At 67.3% G+C, this 17,683-nt stretch carries 14 protein-coding genes and 1 tRNA gene; 6 read left to right on the top strand and 9 right to left on the bottom strand.

Features of this window, described 5'->3' with window-relative positions:
- Positions 1-240 precede the first annotated feature (240 nt).
- Positions 241-729, bottom strand: a complete 489-nt coding sequence (locus AB0C34_RS04115; RefSeq protein WP_357067230.1) for an FBP domain-containing protein — start codon at positions 727-729, stop codon at positions 241-243.
- A gap of 251 nt (positions 730-980) precedes the next feature.
- On the bottom strand, positions 981-3,890 hold the full coding sequence (locus AB0C34_RS04110) for an AAA family ATPase (protein WP_357067229.1): 2,910 nt from the start codon (positions 3,888-3,890) through the stop codon (positions 981-983).
- Positions 3,891-4,240: 350 nt separating this feature from the next.
- Here AB0C34_RS04110 and AB0C34_RS04105 point away from each other — a divergent pair, with 350 nt between their 5' ends.
- From AB0C34_RS04105 to AB0C34_RS04085, 5 genes are all read left to right on the top strand, one after another.
- A complete protein-coding gene (locus AB0C34_RS04105) occupies positions 4,241-5,335 on the top strand; it encodes a hypothetical protein (RefSeq protein ID WP_357067227.1) in 1,095 nt (364 codons plus the stop codon).
- Between the two features lie 65 nt (positions 5,336-5,400).
- Positions 5,401-6,453 carry an amidohydrolase family protein gene (locus tag AB0C34_RS04100; protein WP_357067225.1) on the top strand — a complete coding sequence of 351 codons (1,053 nt, stop codon included), beginning with the start codon at positions 5,401-5,403 and terminating at the stop codon, positions 6,451-6,453.
- Between the two features lie 9 nt (positions 6,454-6,462).
- Positions 6,463-7,701, top strand: a complete 1,239-nt coding sequence (locus AB0C34_RS04095) for an MFS transporter (RefSeq protein WP_357067223.1) — start codon at positions 6,463-6,465, stop codon at positions 7,699-7,701.
- A 124-nt stretch (positions 7,702-7,825) separates the two neighbouring features.
- A complete protein-coding gene (locus AB0C34_RS04090; RefSeq protein WP_357067221.1) occupies positions 7,826-8,416 on the top strand; it encodes a hypothetical protein in 591 nt (196 codons plus the stop codon).
- A 104-nt stretch (positions 8,417-8,520) separates the two neighbouring features.
- Positions 8,521-9,213: a TMEM175 family protein gene (locus AB0C34_RS04085; RefSeq protein ID WP_357067219.1), complete on the top strand. Its 693-nt coding sequence runs from the start codon at positions 8,521-8,523 to the stop codon at positions 9,211-9,213.
- A 96-nt stretch (positions 9,214-9,309) separates the two neighbouring features.
- On the opposite strand, the gene AB0C34_RS04080 is transcribed toward AB0C34_RS04085, so the two are convergent.
- A tRNA-Gly gene (locus AB0C34_RS04080) sits at positions 9,310-9,385 on the bottom strand.
- Positions 9,386-9,458: 73 nt separating this feature from the next.
- Positions 9,459-10,676: an MFS transporter gene (locus tag AB0C34_RS04075; RefSeq protein WP_357067217.1), complete on the bottom strand. Its 1,218-nt coding sequence runs from the start codon at positions 10,674-10,676 to the stop codon at positions 9,459-9,461.
- 93 nt (positions 10,677-10,769) lie between these two features.
- Here AB0C34_RS04075 and AB0C34_RS04070 point away from each other — a divergent pair, with 93 nt between their 5' ends.
- Entirely contained in the window at positions 10,770-11,099 is a 330-nt protein-coding gene (locus tag AB0C34_RS04070) for a helix-turn-helix domain-containing protein (RefSeq protein ID WP_357067215.1), read from the top strand.
- Positions 11,100-11,142: 43 nt separating this feature from the next.
- Here the strand turns inward: AB0C34_RS04070 and AB0C34_RS04065 are convergent, their stop codons facing one another.
- The 5 genes from AB0C34_RS04065 to AB0C34_RS04045 all read right to left on the bottom strand — a co-directional run bounded on the left by AB0C34_RS04065 (position 11,143) and on the right by AB0C34_RS04045 (position 17,456).
- Positions 11,143-11,709, bottom strand: a complete 567-nt coding sequence (locus AB0C34_RS04065) for a hypothetical protein (protein WP_357067213.1) — start codon at positions 11,707-11,709, stop codon at positions 11,143-11,145.
- A 37-nt stretch (positions 11,710-11,746) separates the two neighbouring features.
- Positions 11,747-13,057, bottom strand: a complete 1,311-nt coding sequence (locus AB0C34_RS04060; RefSeq protein WP_357068469.1) for a pitrilysin family protein — start codon at positions 13,055-13,057, stop codon at positions 11,747-11,749.
- 68 nt (positions 13,058-13,125) lie between these two features.
- Positions 13,126-15,414 carry a polyribonucleotide nucleotidyltransferase gene (locus tag AB0C34_RS04055; protein WP_357067211.1) on the bottom strand — a complete coding sequence of 763 codons (2,289 nt, stop codon included), beginning with the start codon at positions 15,412-15,414 and terminating at the stop codon, positions 13,126-13,128.
- Positions 15,415-15,939: 525 nt separating this feature from the next.
- Positions 15,940-16,209, bottom strand: coding sequence for a 30S ribosomal protein S15 (rpsO, locus tag AB0C34_RS04050; protein ID WP_039799352.1), 270 nt, complete (start codon positions 16,207-16,209; stop codon positions 15,940-15,942).
- Between the two features lie 275 nt (positions 16,210-16,484).
- Positions 16,485-17,456, bottom strand: a complete 972-nt coding sequence (locus AB0C34_RS04045; RefSeq protein ID WP_357067209.1) for a bifunctional riboflavin kinase/FAD synthetase — start codon at positions 17,454-17,456, stop codon at positions 16,485-16,487.
- Positions 17,457-17,683 lie beyond the last annotated feature (227 nt).

Genomic DNA, 17,683 nt, shown 5'->3' with positions numbered 1-17,683 from the left:
TCGGATTCTCGCCCGGGTCGGTCGCGCGCGCCGGCGGAGCGGAGTCCACGCCGGACGGGATCGCCCCCGAGCGCCCGGGCAGTCTCGACCGGCGAGCAATCCCGACGACCCCGAGTCACATGCGGCACTGGTGAACTCGGGGTGCCTCGACAGCCTGGTCCTCGAGTGTCGGCGCACGGCATCTACCTCCGTTCCGGTGCGTAGCGGGTCGGCTGCGTAGCGGGTTGGTGTCCGGATGGATCAGGCGTAGAGCGTGGCGAGGAACGCGTTCATGTTGCCGCGCACGCGCTCGATTTTCTCCTCGGGTGTGAGATCTTCGCGGTATCGGCTGCCGAGTGCGGGCTTCTTCTTACTGCGCGCATAGAGCGAGCAGGCGAGATCGGTGCACATGTAGGTGCCGACCGAGTTTCCCCTCCGTCCGGATTCGCCGGCCTTGTGCGCGGTCATCAACGCGACGTCGCCGCCAGAGTGCGTGGTCAGGCAGATCGTGCACATCTGCGGCCGGCCGGAACCGCCGGTCGGGAAGCGCAGCGCTACCCCGACGAGACCACCGTCGCGCGGGACGACGAGATAGCCTCGCCCGGGCAACGACGGCTCGCCCCAGCCGAGGAAGTCGAGGTCGTCCCAGGGTCGATCGTCCAGATCTCGCGGCACGGGTAGCCGCTTGGCGTCACCTTTCGAACAGTTGACGAACGACGACCTGATGTCGCCTTCGGTAACGGGTTTCATGACTAAATCTCCTTCGGTTGTTCGGTATCCGAAACGGGCAACGACGTTACGGCGCTGCCGTCGGACCGGACAACAGAATTTCCGGGCACTGCTCTGCCGGGGCGATCAGGCGACATCCTTCGAGACGCGAGGCCGGCTAACCGCTCCGGTCGCGCAGCGGGAAGTACGCGACCGATGAGCGGCGGATCACCGGAACCGCGGTACGTCCTGATGGTGCGGCCACGGGGGCTCGAATCCGGGTGCACCACACGTCACGTGCGACGCCGGATCCGGTCACTTGCCGCGAGGGCGGCGAGTTCGGCCCGCGAGGAGACGCCGAGTTTGGTGTACAGGCGCGTGAGATGGGCCTCGACGGTCTTCTCGCTCAGGAAGAGCTCTTGGGAGATCTGCCGGTTGGTGCGGCCGAGGACGACCCGGTTGACAATCTCGAATTGCCGCTCGGTCAGATCGCCGAGCCGAACCGTCGTCGCGGCGGACCGGCTGCGTCGTCCGGCCGTCTGTCGCTCGCCGACCCTGCGCAGCGCCATACGCGCGCGTTCGGCGAGACGTTCGGCGCCGTACAGTTCGAATGCCGCCAGCGCCGTGTCGAATTCGGTCTTCGCCGCGGCCACGTCCTGCAAATCGGCGAGAGCGTGCCCGAACAGCAGCCGCGCCCGAGCGCTTTCCACCGCAGTACCGCTGACCTCGTACTCCGCGACGGCCTGCGCCGCAGTGTCAACGGCCGCCCGTACTTCCTCGCGAGCCAGTTGCACGTTCGCGCGGCAGTAGCGCGCGTCACCGATTCGCATGTGCATCGAGGGCATGCCGTCGACGATCGACTCGACCTGTCGCGTTACCTGCTCCGCGGCGTCGACCCGTCCGAGAGCAAGTTCGGCATCGACCAGAAACCGGTAAAAATAGGGCATGAGAGTCGGGTAGATCGTGGTGAGAGCATCACCGGCGGCGACCTTGATGATCTCCTGACGCCCACGGCGGTAGCGGCCCGCATCGATCAGCGCGCAACCGTAGACCAGTGGGGCGTGCCAGGCGAACAGGGCATTCGGCATCTGGGCGTTGACACGCATGCTGAGCGCGCCGGACGCCAGAGAATCCGTGGTGCGGCCCAGTTGCGAGAGCACCCAACAGCGCGTCGCCTCGGTCAACGCGACGATTGGCGAATTGTCCAACAGCAGTGCGGTTTCCGCGGCGGCCGCCGCAGCGGACAAACTGGTGTCGAGGCGGCCCTGCATCATGAAGGCCAATGCGCGCAGGTGCTGAAGCTCGACCAGGTACCGGCCGTGTCCGGTATCGCGGCACAATCGGATGCCGCGCTCCGCATGTGCCACCGCGTTCCGCCACCGCTCGAAGGACACCTCGGCGTACACGACGTTGGTGAGCCCGTCCAGCAAAGCGGGGGCGACCTCGGTGTCATTGAGGGTGTCCAGCGCCGAGGCCGCCTCGTCCAGGTACGCGAGCCCGTCGACCAACGATTGTCCGCCATGCAGGGTACCCATGTATGCGCTCGCCGCTGTCGCTACGAGATACAGCCGCGGGTCGTCACGCACACTCGCCGACTGCTGTACCTCCCTGGTGACCAGGGTTGCCTCCTGCCAATTGCGCATCATCAGGTGATTCTTGGCTAATTCCAGCCGAAGACCGGCGGCCTCGAGACTGCCCGGCGCGGTCAACGCCAACGCCGCGGTCAGCAGCCGGCGCCCCTCCTTGGCATTACCGATCCCTTGTTCGGTCAGGGCGATCCTCGCCATGACCCGCACCCGGTCGTCTGCCTCGTCCGGCGGGATGAGTTCCAACGCCCGGCGCAGCACTTGGCTGCATTCACCCAGGTGGCCGGTCACGCTCAACACGTCGACCAGCGCCATGGACAACGCCAGCCGCTGCTGCGTCGGTGCGTCGTCGGGCAGCAGTCGCAACGCCGCACGGAACCACCGCGCGGCAGCGACCGGCGCGCGCGGCGCGGCGGCCACCCCCGCCTCGTTCAACAACGCGATGGTCTGCTCGTCTCCGACCTCGCCACAGTGTTCGATATGGTGCGCGCGTACGGACAGCGCGGCGCCGCGCCGGGCCAACGCCGCGGCGGCCCGGCGATGCGCGCGTCGCCGCCAGCCGTATCCGGTGCGCTGGTAGATGGCTCGGCGCACGATGGGATGCCGGAACGCCAGCCGCCCAGGCACTCCGGTCTCGTTCACCAGTCCGGCGCGCACCAATTCATCGGTGCCGTCATGGGACTGGGCCTCGGTCAGTTCGGCGACCTCGACGGCCAGGTCGAGATCGAACAATCCGCCGGACACCGCCGCGGACTCCAGCAGCAGCCGTGAATTCGGTGACAATGCGTGGACCTCCTGCTCCAGCGCGGCCTGAATAACGGGCGGCGCTTCGGAGAGATCGTCGGGAGTGTAAGCGCCGCCGAGCAGGATTCCACCCGGCCGAAGCCGGGCACGGGCGAGCTCTTGGAGGTAGAACGGATTGCCGCCGCACTCGCGATGCAAGTAGGTCAACTCGGCGCGGTCGAGATGGTCCGCAGGCAGTAGTTCGGCGGCCTCCTCCAGCGACAACGGGCCCACTTCCAGCGTGGTCAGACTTCCGTCGTAAGCGGCGTCGGCCAGCACCGAGGCATGCGTCTCCGGCAACTGGGTGGAGCGGTGGGCCAGAACCAACGCCAGCCCCGGCACGCGGTGGCGCAACAGATGCGCGATCACCTCCACGGAGGCGTGGTCGACCCAGTGGACATCGTCGAACACCAGCAGCACCGGCCGCCGCGCCGCCAGCTGGTGCAGGGCCATCCGAATGGCACGGTGGCAGCGATACCGTTCGATCTGCAGTGATGTGGCCAGCGGAGACGCCAACGCGCTCAGTGAAGGGAGCAGCCGCCCCAATTCCGCGAGCCCGTCCGCGCCGATAGCCTTCATCTCCGATCGGCGCAGCGCACCGAGCGGCTGGTCGAGTGCGTCGATCAGCACCGCATACGGAATATCCCGCTCCAACTCGGTACCTCGCCCTTGGAGCACCTGCACACCGAGAGCTTCGGCCTGCACCGTTACCTCACGCAGCAGCCGCGTCTTACCGATGCCAGGTTCCCCCGCCACCGAGAGCGCCGCGGTCGCTCCCTCCCGCGCGTCGCCGAGTGCCTCGAGCAGGACGCGCAGCTGCGCCGCGCGGCCCACCAGTGGTCCTGCATCTCGTCCCGGTGATACCACCGACACGTCACCTCCGGCCGATCGACAGCCCGTTTCGCCGATCTTCACGGGCTCTGCCGCTGGATCCTAGTCAGGCCGAATGTCGTTTCGCACCGCGATATTCGCAGCGGTGGGACTAGATGTAGGGGTCTCCCTACTAACGGCGTGCGGGCTGAAAGTCCGATTCTGGCGATGCCGTGTTGCCGACTTATCCCTCGGGACATCCGGCGCTCGGTCGAACAGAGATTGGACGAAACAGATCCGTGAATACGCCCGCGATACATCCCAGACTGTCGGTCCCGGTCGTAGCGGTGCCGCCACACGAAGTGTCCCACGACATGTTGGTCACGACTGTGCGGCAGCAGTATGAGGGAGTTTTCCCCGCGGGCAGTCCGCTCGCGCTGGCGGCGGAGCGAGCGATCGGCATGGCGAGGCGGCTCGCCATCGAGGTGCACCCCCTGCATCTGACTATCGATGAGATCGTGGCCGTGCACGGCCTCGCCGCCCGTAACGCGGCCGCGTGGGATGCCTTCCACGCGTATGCCGTGCCAGCCGCACGGGCGGCACTGCGGTCCGCCGGTCTGTCTGCCCTCGACGTGGACCTGGTCATCCTCGAGACTTCTACGCTGATCGCGATGCCCTCACCAGTCACCGCACTGGCGCGCGCGCTGGGACTTCGCGCGAGTTGCGCGGCTATGCCGGTGTTCGGAATGGGCTGCCGAGGCGGAGCGCACGCGATCACCATGGCTCAGACGTGGTTGCGCGCATATCCGCGCGACACCGTCCTGATCGTCACTGCCGATGTCGCCTCGCCGCATTTCCACGTCGAGCGGGACGTGGACGACGTCACGCTGGTAGGCAGCATCGTGTCCAGCACGCTGTTCTCGGACGCTGCCGCGGCGGCCGTCGTCTCCTGTTCGCTCGACGAGGGCATCGAACTGCTCGATGTCACGCGATACGAGGTGCCGGGCACTCCGGATTCGATCGCTTGGGTCGCTACCGACGAAGGGCTTCGATTCCGACTGACCACTGATGCGGTGCGGTCCATTCCGGCGCTGGGGCCGACCATGCGCGCGCTACTCGGCAGGCATGGCTGGACCGGTGCCGATCTGGCGATCTGCGCGCTGCACTCCGGTGGAAACACCATCATTCGCGATGCCGCGCAGGCACTCGGTCTCACCGCGCATCAGGTCGCACCCGCCTGGCTGTCGCTGACCCGCGGCAATTTCATGTCTTCAGCGGTATTGGACGCGCTATCGCTGATCGCCACCCGCCCCGAGCTGCGTCCGGCCTGGGGTGCGCCGGTGTTGGGCGCGGGATTCGGTCCAGGATTCGGCATGGACGCCTTCGTCGGGCGCGCACTGCTGCCCGACCCCGTGCACAGCCTGCACGCCCAGCGTCCAGCCAACCCGCGTGACGCGGTCGTCACCTGACCTGACGCGGGATCGACCGCACCAACCTGACCCCCACGCTGATCGACACCACCGAAAGGACTGCGATGACCTCATCGCCGATCACCGGTCCCCTCGACCGAATCGTCACCATCGAGGAGCACGTTCTCCCCGGCTTTCTCCTCGAGTACGTGGCCGGAGCCCGTGCGAACCTCGACGCCGCCTACTGGACGCAGGCCGAACACAAACTCCGGGACCTCGGTGATGAGCGGCTAGCCGACATGGACGCCCATGGCGTGCGGATGCAGGTTCTGTCGCCGACCGCCCCCGGCATCCAGGTCGAACCCGATGCGGCGAAAGCCACCGGATTGGCTGCCCGCACAAACGACTTGATCGCGACCGTGGCGGCCTCGGCGCCCGATCGTTTCGCGGGATTCGCCACCGTCGCGCTCCAGGACCCGACGGGCGCGATCCGGGAACTGCGTCGCGCGGTACTCGAACTCGGGATGGTTGGAGTGCTGGTCAACGGTCACACCTGCGGGTCCTACCTCGACGAACCGCAGTACGCGGACTTCTTGGCCGCCGTCGCGGACCTGGGCGTTCCGCTGTACCTGCACCCCGCGAACTCCCCTGATGCCTGTGCGTGGACGGCGGGGCATCCGGAACTGCGCGGGCCCCTGTACGGATGGGGTGTGGAAACCGCGGCGCATTTCCTGCGGTTGCTGTTCTCCGGCGTTTTCGATCGCACCCCGACCGACGGGCTCACCGTGATACTCGGCCACGCGGGCGAAGGGTTGCTGGCGGCACCATCACGGTTGGATTCCCGCTGGCTGGTCGCCAATGCCGATCGGCACGGGTATCGCCTCGACCATCCGCCCTCGCACTACCTGCGCACGAACCTGTTCGTCACTACGTCCGGAGTCACCGACCCGATGGCGTTCTGGGCTGCCGTGTGCGGGGTCGGAGCGACGAGAGTGGGCGTGGCCCTGGACTACCCGATGGAGGACATGGGTCCGCAACTGGCCGCGCTGCGCGGCCGATGGCGGATCGATGCGCTGGGAGTCGGCGCCGACGACGAACTCATCGAGAACGTCGCCTGGCGCAACGTCAGCCGACTACTCGGTCTGCCACTGGATCGCCCGCAGCCAGCCACGATCTGAGGCAGCACGGTGACAGATACATCAGCGGCGGCACCTGGTACGGCACCAGCGAATTCGCGCAACGCGGCCTGGGCGCCGATCGCGATCGCGATCGCCGCCGCGGGATTCAGCCTGCGCCCGCCCATCACCAGCATCGGAGCGGTGCTCGGGTTCGTACCGGACGCGACCGGCGTCAACCCGACTGTCATCGGATGGATCGTGACGGTCCCGCTGTGGTGCTACGCGGCGGGCGGGATCCTGACGCCACGGTGCGCCGCACGGTGGGGCTTGGACCGCACCGTCGCCGGTGCGCTGGCGATCATGGCGATCGGCCAGGTCGTGCGAGTAGCGGGCGGCGCGGGACTGCTGCTGGTAGGCACCACCGTCACGGCCTTGGCCACCGCGGTGGTGGCGACGCTGCTTCCGGTCATCGCCGGTCGCTCCGGCGCCGGGGTCACGCGGTTGACCGCGATCTACGCCCCCGCCATCGGAATCGGCAGCGCCGCAGGGGCGTTCCTGACCGCGCCGGTCAGCGCCGCCACCTCGTGGCGGTGGGGTCTCGGAGTGTGGGCGCCGCTGTGCGCACTGGCTCTCGTTGCCTGGCTTCGTGCGCGACGACAGTCCATCGACGCGATCCCCTTCACGAAGACCGTTGCTGTGCAGCGCACTTCCGTACCATGGGGCTGGGTGCTGCGCCGTTGGCAGTCGTGGTTGCTGGCAGTTCTGTTCGCCGCGTGGGCCGTCACCGCGTTCGGCGTCACGAGCTGGTTGCCCTCGATCTATCAGGCCGCCGGTGTCGACCGCGCACAGGCCGGGATGCTACTCGGAATCGCTGCCGCCGCGGGCATTCCGGTCGCCATGCTGTTACCGGGTATGCTGCGTCGCTCACGCCCCGGCCTGCCGATCGCTTTCGCTACCGCGATACCGGCCGCCGGGTTGGTCGGTCTGTGGTGGATGCCGGCCACACTCTCTTGGTTGTGGGCAGTCGCCGTGGGCGTCGGGCTCGGATCGCTGTCTTTGGTGCTCACCCTGGTGCCCCTGAGCGCGCCCGAACCAGCATGGGTTACCACGATCTCCGCGGTAACCCATGGTCTGGGCTATGCCCTGGCCGGAGGCGGTGTCGCCGCGCTGAGCGCATTGCAGGTGCATACCGGCGACTGGGGTGCGGTCCTGTGGCTGCTGCTGGCGATGTACGCCGTCCAGGCCGCGGCCGGCGTGGCGATACTCAGAAGCAGGCTGCGCCCGGCCACGCCCGCACGGGCATCCTGAGCGCAGGGCCGAGTACCCCGGTCTCTCTTCGGTGACGGCGTCGGGCCGGCAACGCGAAGAGCTGAGGGTTGTCGGTCGGTGCTGTCAGTATGAGCAGCACTACGCAGGAGGTATTAGAACAACCATGGGTGATTTCTTCGAACGAATCGTCGACATCGAGGTGACCGCCGCGGAGGCGGACGCGCTGGCAACTCGGGCGTTGGAATGGATGTTCTCCCGCCGGCTGCTCTCGCGGGAGATGTCCGGCGACGCGATGTACAGCCTCGGTGTGGACAAAGGTTATGTGCCAGGCCCCGACTGGCCGCAGATCACCCAGGATTGGGGCGAGTGGATTCCCGGACCGGTAGCCGTAATCGTCGGGCGCGCCGACCATTTCGGTGGGCAGGGCGCGATCGAACCGGATTCCGCCGTGTGTCCGCACTGCCACGCGAAGACCGTGATCATCGACTACCCGCGGCAGTGGGAGGCCGATCCCGCGGCCTGGCAGCCCTTCCGGGACGCCATCGACGGGTGGAAACAGACGGGTGTCGGGGCGGTCGCCTGCCACTCCTGTGCGGATGTCGTTCCCGTCACCGAGTGGCACTGGCCGTCCGGTTTCGCGCTCGGCGCGCTCGCCTTCGACTTCTGGGGCTGGCCACCGCTCACCGACAGCTTCCGCATCGAGTTCGGCGCGCACCTGCGACACCGCATCGATCATCAGACCGGCAAGTTCTGACGCGACGCGGCCAAGGCTCGGGTTCTACGGTCTGAGTGTTGTCACGGTCGATGACCTGCTTTCAGCTCCGCGAGCTGCGGCGTTCGGTACCGCACACTGGGAGGATGACCGAATCCGTTGGTGAGTCGAGAAGGTCGACGCCGTTCGGCACGCGGCGCGATCCCGCGCGAGTCACCGCGTTCAGCGACGCGGTCACCGCCATCGCCGTCACTCTGCTGGTCCTGGAGATCCGCGTACCGGAAGACACCCAGAACCTGCTGCACGGCCTGGCCCTGCTCTGGCCGTCCTACCTGGCTTACGTCGTCACGTTCCTGTTGATCGGGCAGATATGGGTCAATCACCACGTGATGTTCGATCACATCCGCCGGGTCGATCGAGTGGTGCTGTTCCTGAACACCGTGCTCCTCATGGATATCGCGTTCCTGCCGTTCGCCGCCTCGGTGTTGGCCAAGGCCTTCCACGATGGGCACGGGCAGCGCACTGCCGTCGTGTTCCACGGCCTCACCTTCGAGCTGGCGGCCATCCTGTTCAACGCGATCTGGGAATACGCGCGTCGAAATCACCGGCTGCTCGCCGCCACGATCGATTCCGCCGGCGCGCGAGCCATCAGCTGGCGATTCCGGCTCGCCCTCGTCTGGATAGCCGGCGGAATTTTGCTGGGTCTCCTGCTTCCCGCGCTGGGACTCGCCGTGATCGCCGCGTTCGTTTCGTTCTACTGGCTGCCGATCCCAGGCGAGATCGGCAGGGCGGAGCGACAGCGCGGCGGTGGCGGTCCGAGCACGAAGACGAAAGGTTGACAGCCGCGGCATGGACCGGCGACGCCTTCGCTGCTCGATCATTGGGAGGAAACGAGACCAGGTCCGGGGCGATCACCAGCCTGGATCAGCTTCTCGTGGAGCGGATGACGGGATTCGAACCCGCGACCCTCACCTTGGCAAGGTGATGCGCTACCAGCTGCGCTACATCCGCATTCGCATCGAGATGGTGCCGTGATGCGACACAAAACATTAGCGGATGGTGCGGAAGAAAAGCCAATCGCCGCTCATGCCGCCGGGCGGGTCACCTCTCGGTTGCGCACCAGCCCGAGTCCGGCGGCAGACAGGCAGGCCAGGGCGACGAGCCCGACGAACCAGGGAAAGACGGTGTTCAGGCCCCACGTGGTCGCCGCCCAGCCGGCCAGAATGGCGGGCAGCGCCATCGCCGAGTACGCCAGCAGGTAGTACGCCGACATCGTTTCGCCGCGCTTGTGGTGCGGCACCACCTCGGACAGATGGCGCAGCGAACCGCCGAAGCCGAGTCCGAACGTCGCGCCGAGCGCGACGCCGGCGACGAGTACCGCGATCCAGTTGTGGGTAGCCAGCGCGGGTACCGTCAGCAGCAGCGCTAGCGCCATGCCGATATCGCCGATGATTGCGGCCCGGCGGGCGGGCACCCCCGTCGCGGACAGCTGTGCGACGGCACCGGAGAGCGCAGTCGAGGCGACGACCGCGCCGCCGAAGACCAGGTTGTGGATGCCGGTCTGCTGCGCGGCCAGCGAGGGATACAGCGACAGCAGCACGCCGAGGACCGACCAGGCCGCCATCACGCCGATCGCCGAGAACCAGAAGTCGCCGCGGATCTCGTGCGGAACGGACGGTTTCGCGATTCGGATGCGGCCTGCCGCCCGCGTCGCGTGCGGTTCACGCAGCGCCAGCACACCGGCGCCGATCGCGAGACAGACGACGGTGACCACGACGTAGGGCGTGCGCAGCGGATGCGGCGCATACTGCGCCAGCAGCGCCGAGCCGAGAGTCGCCACCGCCAGGCCGACATTGAATGCGACGCCGCTGAGTTGCCCGGATCGGGCGCCGCGGTGCGGACGCAAATCCAGCAGCGCGGCGGCACCCGCGACCACGGTCGAGCCGACCGCGACGCCGTGCAGGGCACGGGCCAGCACCAGCATCGGCACACTATCGGCGAGCACGAACACGATCAGCCCCGCGACCATCGTCGCGACAGCGACAAGCAGGACCGGCTTGCGGCCGACGACGTCGGAGACGCGCCCGGTTACCAGCACCGCGCCCAGCGCGGCGAACGCGTACGCGGCGAACACGATCGTCGTCGTGAGCGCTGAGATGTTCCATTGCTGCTGGTAAATGCCGTACAGCGGTGCGGGCACACCCGAAACCCCGAGTGCCACGCCAGACGCCACCAGCACCAAGGTGTATGCCCAGCGCTGCGCGGTCTGCTTGTCCGCTGCCACCGCGACTGTTGCTAGCACCAGAACTCCGATCCGGTAAGTTTGATGATGATCGAACAGCGACTGACCCTACAACCAGTACGATGATCATCAAACCTGGGAGTGAACTTTATCATGGCCAACGCTGAACGAGCAGCGGATGAAGCGCCTCCGGTGGCCTCGCTGTCCACCGTGCTCGGCGCCTTGCAGGACCCGGTGCGCCTGGAGATGGTGCGCCGGCTCAGTAACGCGGAAACGGCGGTCCGCTGCAGTGCGCTCTACGATGTGATCAACAAATCGACCGCTACCCATCACTTCAGGATCCTGCGCGATGCGGGCGTCATCGAGCGTCTGATCGTCGACGGTCAGACCTGCCAGCGCCTGCGGGCCCAGGAACTCGAATCGGCCCTACCCGGGTTGGTGCCCACGATCGTCGAAGCTGCCAACCGGGCCAAGCTCAACTGATTCGGCAGCATTCGCCACCACGGCTGCTGTGCGTCCGCTGCGCTCAGCAGCTGTCGAACCGCCACTGCCCGTCGATGAACGTCCAGGTCGTCGGCTTGGGATCGTCCTCGCTCGCGCGGGCGTCGAAGTGTGTCATCGTCACCGTCCCAGTAGATCCGGACGTGCTGACGGTGAGTTCTGACGGCTTGGTCGTCAGGTCTCTGCCGTCATAACGCTGCGCCATGGACGCCACGAAATCGTCCTGGTTCAGCGTGAGTTTGCAGCGCGCGGAGCGGACCTGATACGCGGCCGCGTAATCGTGACTCGCCAACGCGGCCACCAGCTTCGAGGCTTCGCCGCGCAGCGCGGCGGAGGTCGGTCCGGCCGCGCTGTCGACGTTTCCATCGCCGCACGCGGACAGCACGAGAATCGGCATCGAGACAGCGCCGAGCACACAAAGGGCACGATGGGTTCGGTTCATCTCGACTCCTTGCCATAGATCGTCGGATTCGATATCCGGCCGATCGAGTTCAGCCTTACCCGACGCGAAATCCACCTGCGGGTCGGCCGAAACAGTATCGCGGCGCCGGACTTTCACCAAGCCGCCGCGTCGCACGACACCGACGATCACGGGTCAATCGACCGGATTCGCCGCACCGAAGCCTGGCTCAGTTCGGTACCAGCCGACGGACCGCGGCAGGCAGATCCCTTGTGCGCTTGTACGGCCCGGCCACCGAAGCGGCGACGGGCCTCGACAGCAGCGTGCGCGCGATCGCGGACACCTCGTCGGTGGTGACGGCATCGATGCGGGAGAGCGTTTCGGACACGCTGCGGTGGTTTCCGTAGCTGAGTTCGCTGCGTCCGATCCGGTTCATCCGCGAGGCGGAATCCTCCAGACCGAGCACCAGGCCGCCGCGCAGCGAACCCTTGGCCCGAGCACACTCGGCGTCAGTGATGCCGTGGGCGGCCACCTCCTCCAACACGCCGCGCGCCAGCGCCGCCACCTCGCCGAGGTTCTCCGGCTGGCAGCCGATGTAGACCGAGAAAGCGCCGGTGTCGGCGAAAGTGTCGACGCTGGAATACACCGAGTACGCCAATCCGCGCTCTTCCCGAATTCGTTGGAACAGACGGGAACTCAGCCCACCGCCCACCGCCGTGTTGAGCACCGACAGCGGCCAGCGCCGCTGCCCCTCATGCCGCCCGAAAGCCCGCACACCGAAGGCCAAATGCGCCTGTTCACTGTCGCGGTAACTCCGGTTCAGCTGTGGCGTACCATGCGGGCGGAACCGACCCTCCCGCCGCGGCGCGGGCGTCGCCGCAAGGTCGAGCCGGTTCCCGAAAGCACGGTGCACCAACTCCACCGTGTGCTCGTGCTCGACGTTGCCGGCGACCGCGACCACCATCCGGTTCGGCTGGTAGCGCCGCAGATGGAACGATCGCAGCTGCGCCGCTTGCATGGCCTCGATGGATTCGATCGAGCCGATCACCGGACGGCCGATCGGGTGGTCGCCGAACAGCGCGGTCAAGAACGCGTCGCCGACCAGGTCTTCCGGATCGTCGTCGCGCATGGCGATCTCTTCGAGCACCACCTGACGCTCGACATCGACGTCCACGGACCGGCACAGACCGTTGAGCACCACATCGGAGACCAGGTCGACCGCCAGAGGCAGGTCATCATCGAGCACATGCGCGTAGTAGCAGGTCTGCTCCTTGGCGGTGAACGCGTTGAGCTCACCGCCGACCGCGTCCATCGCCTCGGCGATGTCCAGTGCTGTTCGGGTCGGTGTCGCCTTGAACAGCAGGTGCTCCAGGAAATGCGCGGCACCTGCGACCGTCGGCCCCTCGTCACGGGACCCGACACCCACCCAGACGCCGACCGAGGCCGAACGCACCCCGGGCAGGTGCTCGGTGACCACACGCAACCCGCCGGGAAGGACGGTGCGCCGCACTCCGGTGTCGGCGTCCGTCCGTAGCTCCAGTGACGAACCCCCCCGCCCGTTGCTGAGCAGAGGGGTTGTCGTCGTCTTTTTCGTCACAGAGGCAAGTACTACTCGGTCCCGGCCACGTCCGCATCGACCGCGTCATCGGCGGGCTCTTCGGCGTTCTCGTCGACCGGCACCAGCGAGATCTTGCCGCGGTTGTCGATATCGGCGATCTCGACGCGCAGCTTGTCGCCCACGTTCACCACGTCCTCGACCTTGGCGACACGCTTGCCGTTACCCAGCTTGGAGATGTGCACCAAGCCGTCACGACCGGGCAGCAGCGAGACGAACGCACCGAAGGCGGTGGTCTTGACGACCGTGCCGAGGAAACGTTCGCCAACCTTCGGCAGCTGCGGATTGGCGATGGCGTTGATCGCGTCGATCGCGGCCTGCGCCGACGGGCCGTCGGTCGCGCCGACGAACACGGTCCCGTCGTCCTCGATGGAGATGTTGGCACCGGTGTCCTCGGTGATCTGGTTGATCACCTTGCCCTTGGGGCCGATCACCTCGCCGATCTTGTCCACCGGGATCTTGATCGCGGTGACGCGCGGCGCGTACGGGCTCATCTCGTCCGGGGTGGCGATGGCCTCGGCCATCACGTCCAGGATGGTCGTGCGCGCGTCCCGCGCCTGGCTCAGTGCCCCGGCCAGCACCTGTGAGGGGATGCCGTCCAGTTTCGTGTCCAACTGGAGCGCGGTCACGAACTCGGGGGTGCCCGCGACCTTGAAGTCCATATCGCCGAACGCGTCCTCGGCACCGAGGATGTCGGTCAGCGCGACATAGCGGACCTCCTCCTCACCCTGGTCGTTGGTGATCGTGTCCGACACCAGCCCCATGGCGATACCGGCGACCGGCGCCTTCAATGGCACACCGGCGTTCAGCAGCGACAAGGTGGAGGCACACACCGAACCCATCGAGGTGGAACCGTTGGAACTCAGCGCCTCCGAGACCTGGCGGATGGCGTACGGGAACTCCTCCTGGCTCGGCAGCACCGGGATCAGCGCCCGCTCGGCCAGCGCGCCGTGGCCGATCTCGCGGCGTTTGGGCGAGCCGACGCGGCCGGTCTCACCGGTGGAGAACGGCGGGAAGTTGTAGTGGTGCATGTAGCGCTTGCTGGTCTCCGGGCCGAGCGAGTCGACCTGCTGGGCCATCTTCACCATGTCGAGGGTGGTGACGCCCATGATCTGGGTCTCACCACGCTCGAACAACGCGGAGCCGTGTGCCCTCGGCACCACGGCGACCTCGGCGGACAGCGCGCGGATGTCGGCAAGGCCGCGACCGTCGATCCGGAAACCGTCGGTCAGAATCCGCTGGCGCACCAGCTTCTTGGTGACCGAGCGGAATGCCGCGCCCAGTTCCTTCTCCCGGCCGGCGAAGTCGTCGCCCAGCCGGTCGAGCACGGCGAGCTTGACCTCGTCGATCTTCGCCTCGCGCTCCTGCTTGTCGGCAATGCTCAGCGCCTCGCCCAGTTCACGCTTGGCGGTGCCCTCGACCGCCTCGTACACGTCGGCCTCATACGGCGGGAAGAGCGGGAACTCGCCGGTCGGCTTGGCCGCCAGCTCGGCAAGATCCTGCTGTGCCTTGCACAGGCGGGCGATGAACGGCTTGGCCGCCTCGAGCCCCTCGGCCACGACCGCTTCGGTGGGCGCCTGCGCGCCGCCGTCGATGAGTTCGAGCACCTTGTCGGTGGCCTCGGCCTCGACCATCATGATGGCGACGTCACCGGACTCGACCACGCGGCCCGCGACCACCATGTCGAACACGGCACCCTCGAGCTGCTCCACGGTCGGGAACGCGACCCACTGCGACGCGGCCCCGTGCTGGATCAGCGCGACACGCACACCGCCGACCGGGCCGGAGAACGGCAGTCCGGCGATCTGGGTGGACGCGGACGCGGCGTTGATCGCGACCACGTCGTACAGGTCGTTCGGGTCGAGGCTCAGCACGGTGACCACGACCTGGATCTCGTTGCGCAGGCCGTCGACGAACGAGGGGCGCAAGGGGCGATCGATCAGGCGGCAGGTCAGGATCGCGTCGGTCGAGGGGCGACCCTCCCGGCGGAAGAACGAGCCGGGGATGCGGCCCGCGGCGTACATCCGCTCTTCGACGTCGACCGTCAGCGGGAAGAAGTCGAACTGGTCCTTGGGGTGCTTACCCGCGGTGGTGGCCGACAGCAGCATGGTCTCGTCGTCCAGATAGGCGGCGACCGAGCCGGCGGCCTGGCGGGCCAGCCGTCCGGTCTCGAAGCGAACAGTGCGGGTGCCGAAGCTGCCGTTATCGATCAGCGCGACGGATTCGAACACTCCTGGCTCGACCTCGACGGCCGAGGTCTTACGTTCAGTTGTTTCGGTCATTCTCTTCTCTCAACCTCTCGTCTTCGCCGGCTCGAGCGCGTTGTGGGCGCGATCCGGCTGTCGTCAGCCATACCAGGTACGGGCGCGCGGCAACCATCTGGCTGCGACGCGCGCACCCGGCCGAATCCCCGTGGATGCGGCGACGCGGAGGCGGTCATCGATCGAAGCCCGACGGCGCGAACTCGCTGCCGAAAGGCCACTACCGAAGACCGACGCCACGCGGGCGGATGCATACGGCTATCCACTGTTGTCGTGCGACGGGGCGAATCCACCCCTCATACACAAAGAGCCAACGAGAAGAGTGTACGTCTCCCCGTTGGCCGAGCTGTCGACCCCTCGGAAGTCGCGGGTCGAGCACGTCACGCTCATTGCTCCCGCGACCATCCTCATGCGAGGCCATCGTGCGTCGTTCGCGGCCGCCGCGCAGGCGAGCGGCCTTGCCCCGCGACGGGGTCGCAAGCAATGGCCGCTCGCCGGATTGCCATCAGGAGGCCGCGAACACGCCGCGCCGAGGCGCGGCCGACGTCACCGACGCAGACCGAGGCGCTCGATCAGCGAACGGTAGCGGTTGATGTCGTTGTCCTGCAGGTACTTCGACAGCCGCTTACGGCGACCGATGAGCGCCATCAGACCGTGGCGGGTGTGGTGGTCGTGCTTGTGCTTCTTCAGGTGCTCGGTGATGTCGGCGATCCGCTTGGACAGCAGCGCGATCTGCGCCTCCGGCGAACCGGTGTCCTTCTCGTGCAGGCCGTACTCGGCGAGAATCGCCGACTTCTGCTCGGTGGTCAACGCCATGTGGCATCCACTCCTGTATCTCAGTTCCGCGCTCGAATATCCGGTTACCCGGTGTGGGCGCCGCCGCGGACCGCAGCAAACCCGAGGATCCACCCTACCCGACCGGGCTGTTCCCGCCGAATCGCGGGGCGGGCCGCCCGAACCGCGGGTCGGCGACCAGGACGGCGGTGCCGCGGCGGCTCCTCATGGGCACATCCGCCATGGCCCCTGCTCGCCACCACGCCCGCACGCCGAGCAGCGCGACCACGAAATTCGACGTCGTGTCGTCCGGACGCTTACCGACCGTCGACAGCGGTCAGGGTCTTGCGCGCGGTCTCCACGTCGCGCCCCATGGTCTCGACGAGTTCGTCGACCGAGTCGAACTTGCGCTGGCCGCGAAGGTGTTCGACGAAGTCGACCGCGACATGCTGACCGTAGAGATCCGCCTCGCCGTCGAGCACGTACGCCTCGACCGTGCGGGCACGTCCGGAGAATGTCGGGTTGGTGCCCACCGAGATGGCGGCCATCGCCGGCTCGCCCGGGGTGACGGTGCCGATGGTCGGGCCGGGGCCGAGCACGGTGAACCAGCCCGCATACACGCCGTCAGCCGGGATCGCGGCATGCATCGGCGGTGCGACGTTCGCGGTCGGGAAGCCGAGTTGACGACCGCGGCCGTCACCGCGCACGACAACGCCCTCGACGCGATGCGGGCGACCGAGCGCCTCGGCCGCGGCCGCCATGTCGCCGGCGTCGACACACGCGCGAATGTAGGTGGAGGAGAACGTCACCGCGTGTTCGGCGAGCAGCTTCACACCGTCGACTTCGAAACCGAAGCGCTGGCCGAGTTCGCGCATGGTCGCGACAGTGCCCGCGGCCTTCTTGCCGAAGGTGAAGTTGTCGCCCACGACGACTTCGACCACGTGCAATCGTTCGACCAGCAGGTCATGAACGTAGCGCGCAGGGGTCAGCTTCATGAATTCCTGGGTGAAGGGCATCACACAGAACACGTCGACACCCAGTTCCTCGGCCAGTTCGGCCCGGCGGGTGAGGGTGGTCAACTGAGCAGGATGAGAGCCGGGGCGCACCACTTCCATCGGGTGCGGGTCGAAGGTCATCAGCGCTGCGGGCACGCCGCGCGCGGCAGCGGATTTCACCGCACGGCTGATCAGCTGCGCGTGGCCGCGGTGCACACCGTCGAACACACCGATCGTGAGGACACAACGCCCCCAGTCCGCGGGCACATCGTCGAGGCTTCGCCATCTCTGCACAGCCCGCAGCCTACGCAAAGCAGGTGACGAACAGTATTCAGGCGTGCCGATGTCACAGCATAACGCTGTGCGCTCGATCCGAGCCGACCCGAGGTCACCCCGGAGCATGTCGTCGGTACCTAGTTCCGGTCCCGGGAAGGCCGACGACACACCGCACACCGGCCCCGCGTCGGAAGAGGTGGGCACGACTACCGCACAACGTCGCCGTTCACGACATCGTCTGTCGG

Origin of the sequence: Nocardia sp. NPDC049220 (assembly GCF_040647855.1) — a bacterium.
GTDB lineage: Bacteria > Actinomycetota > Actinomycetes > Mycobacteriales > Mycobacteriaceae > Nocardia.
This window is presented reverse-complemented; position numbering and strand designations above follow the sequence as displayed.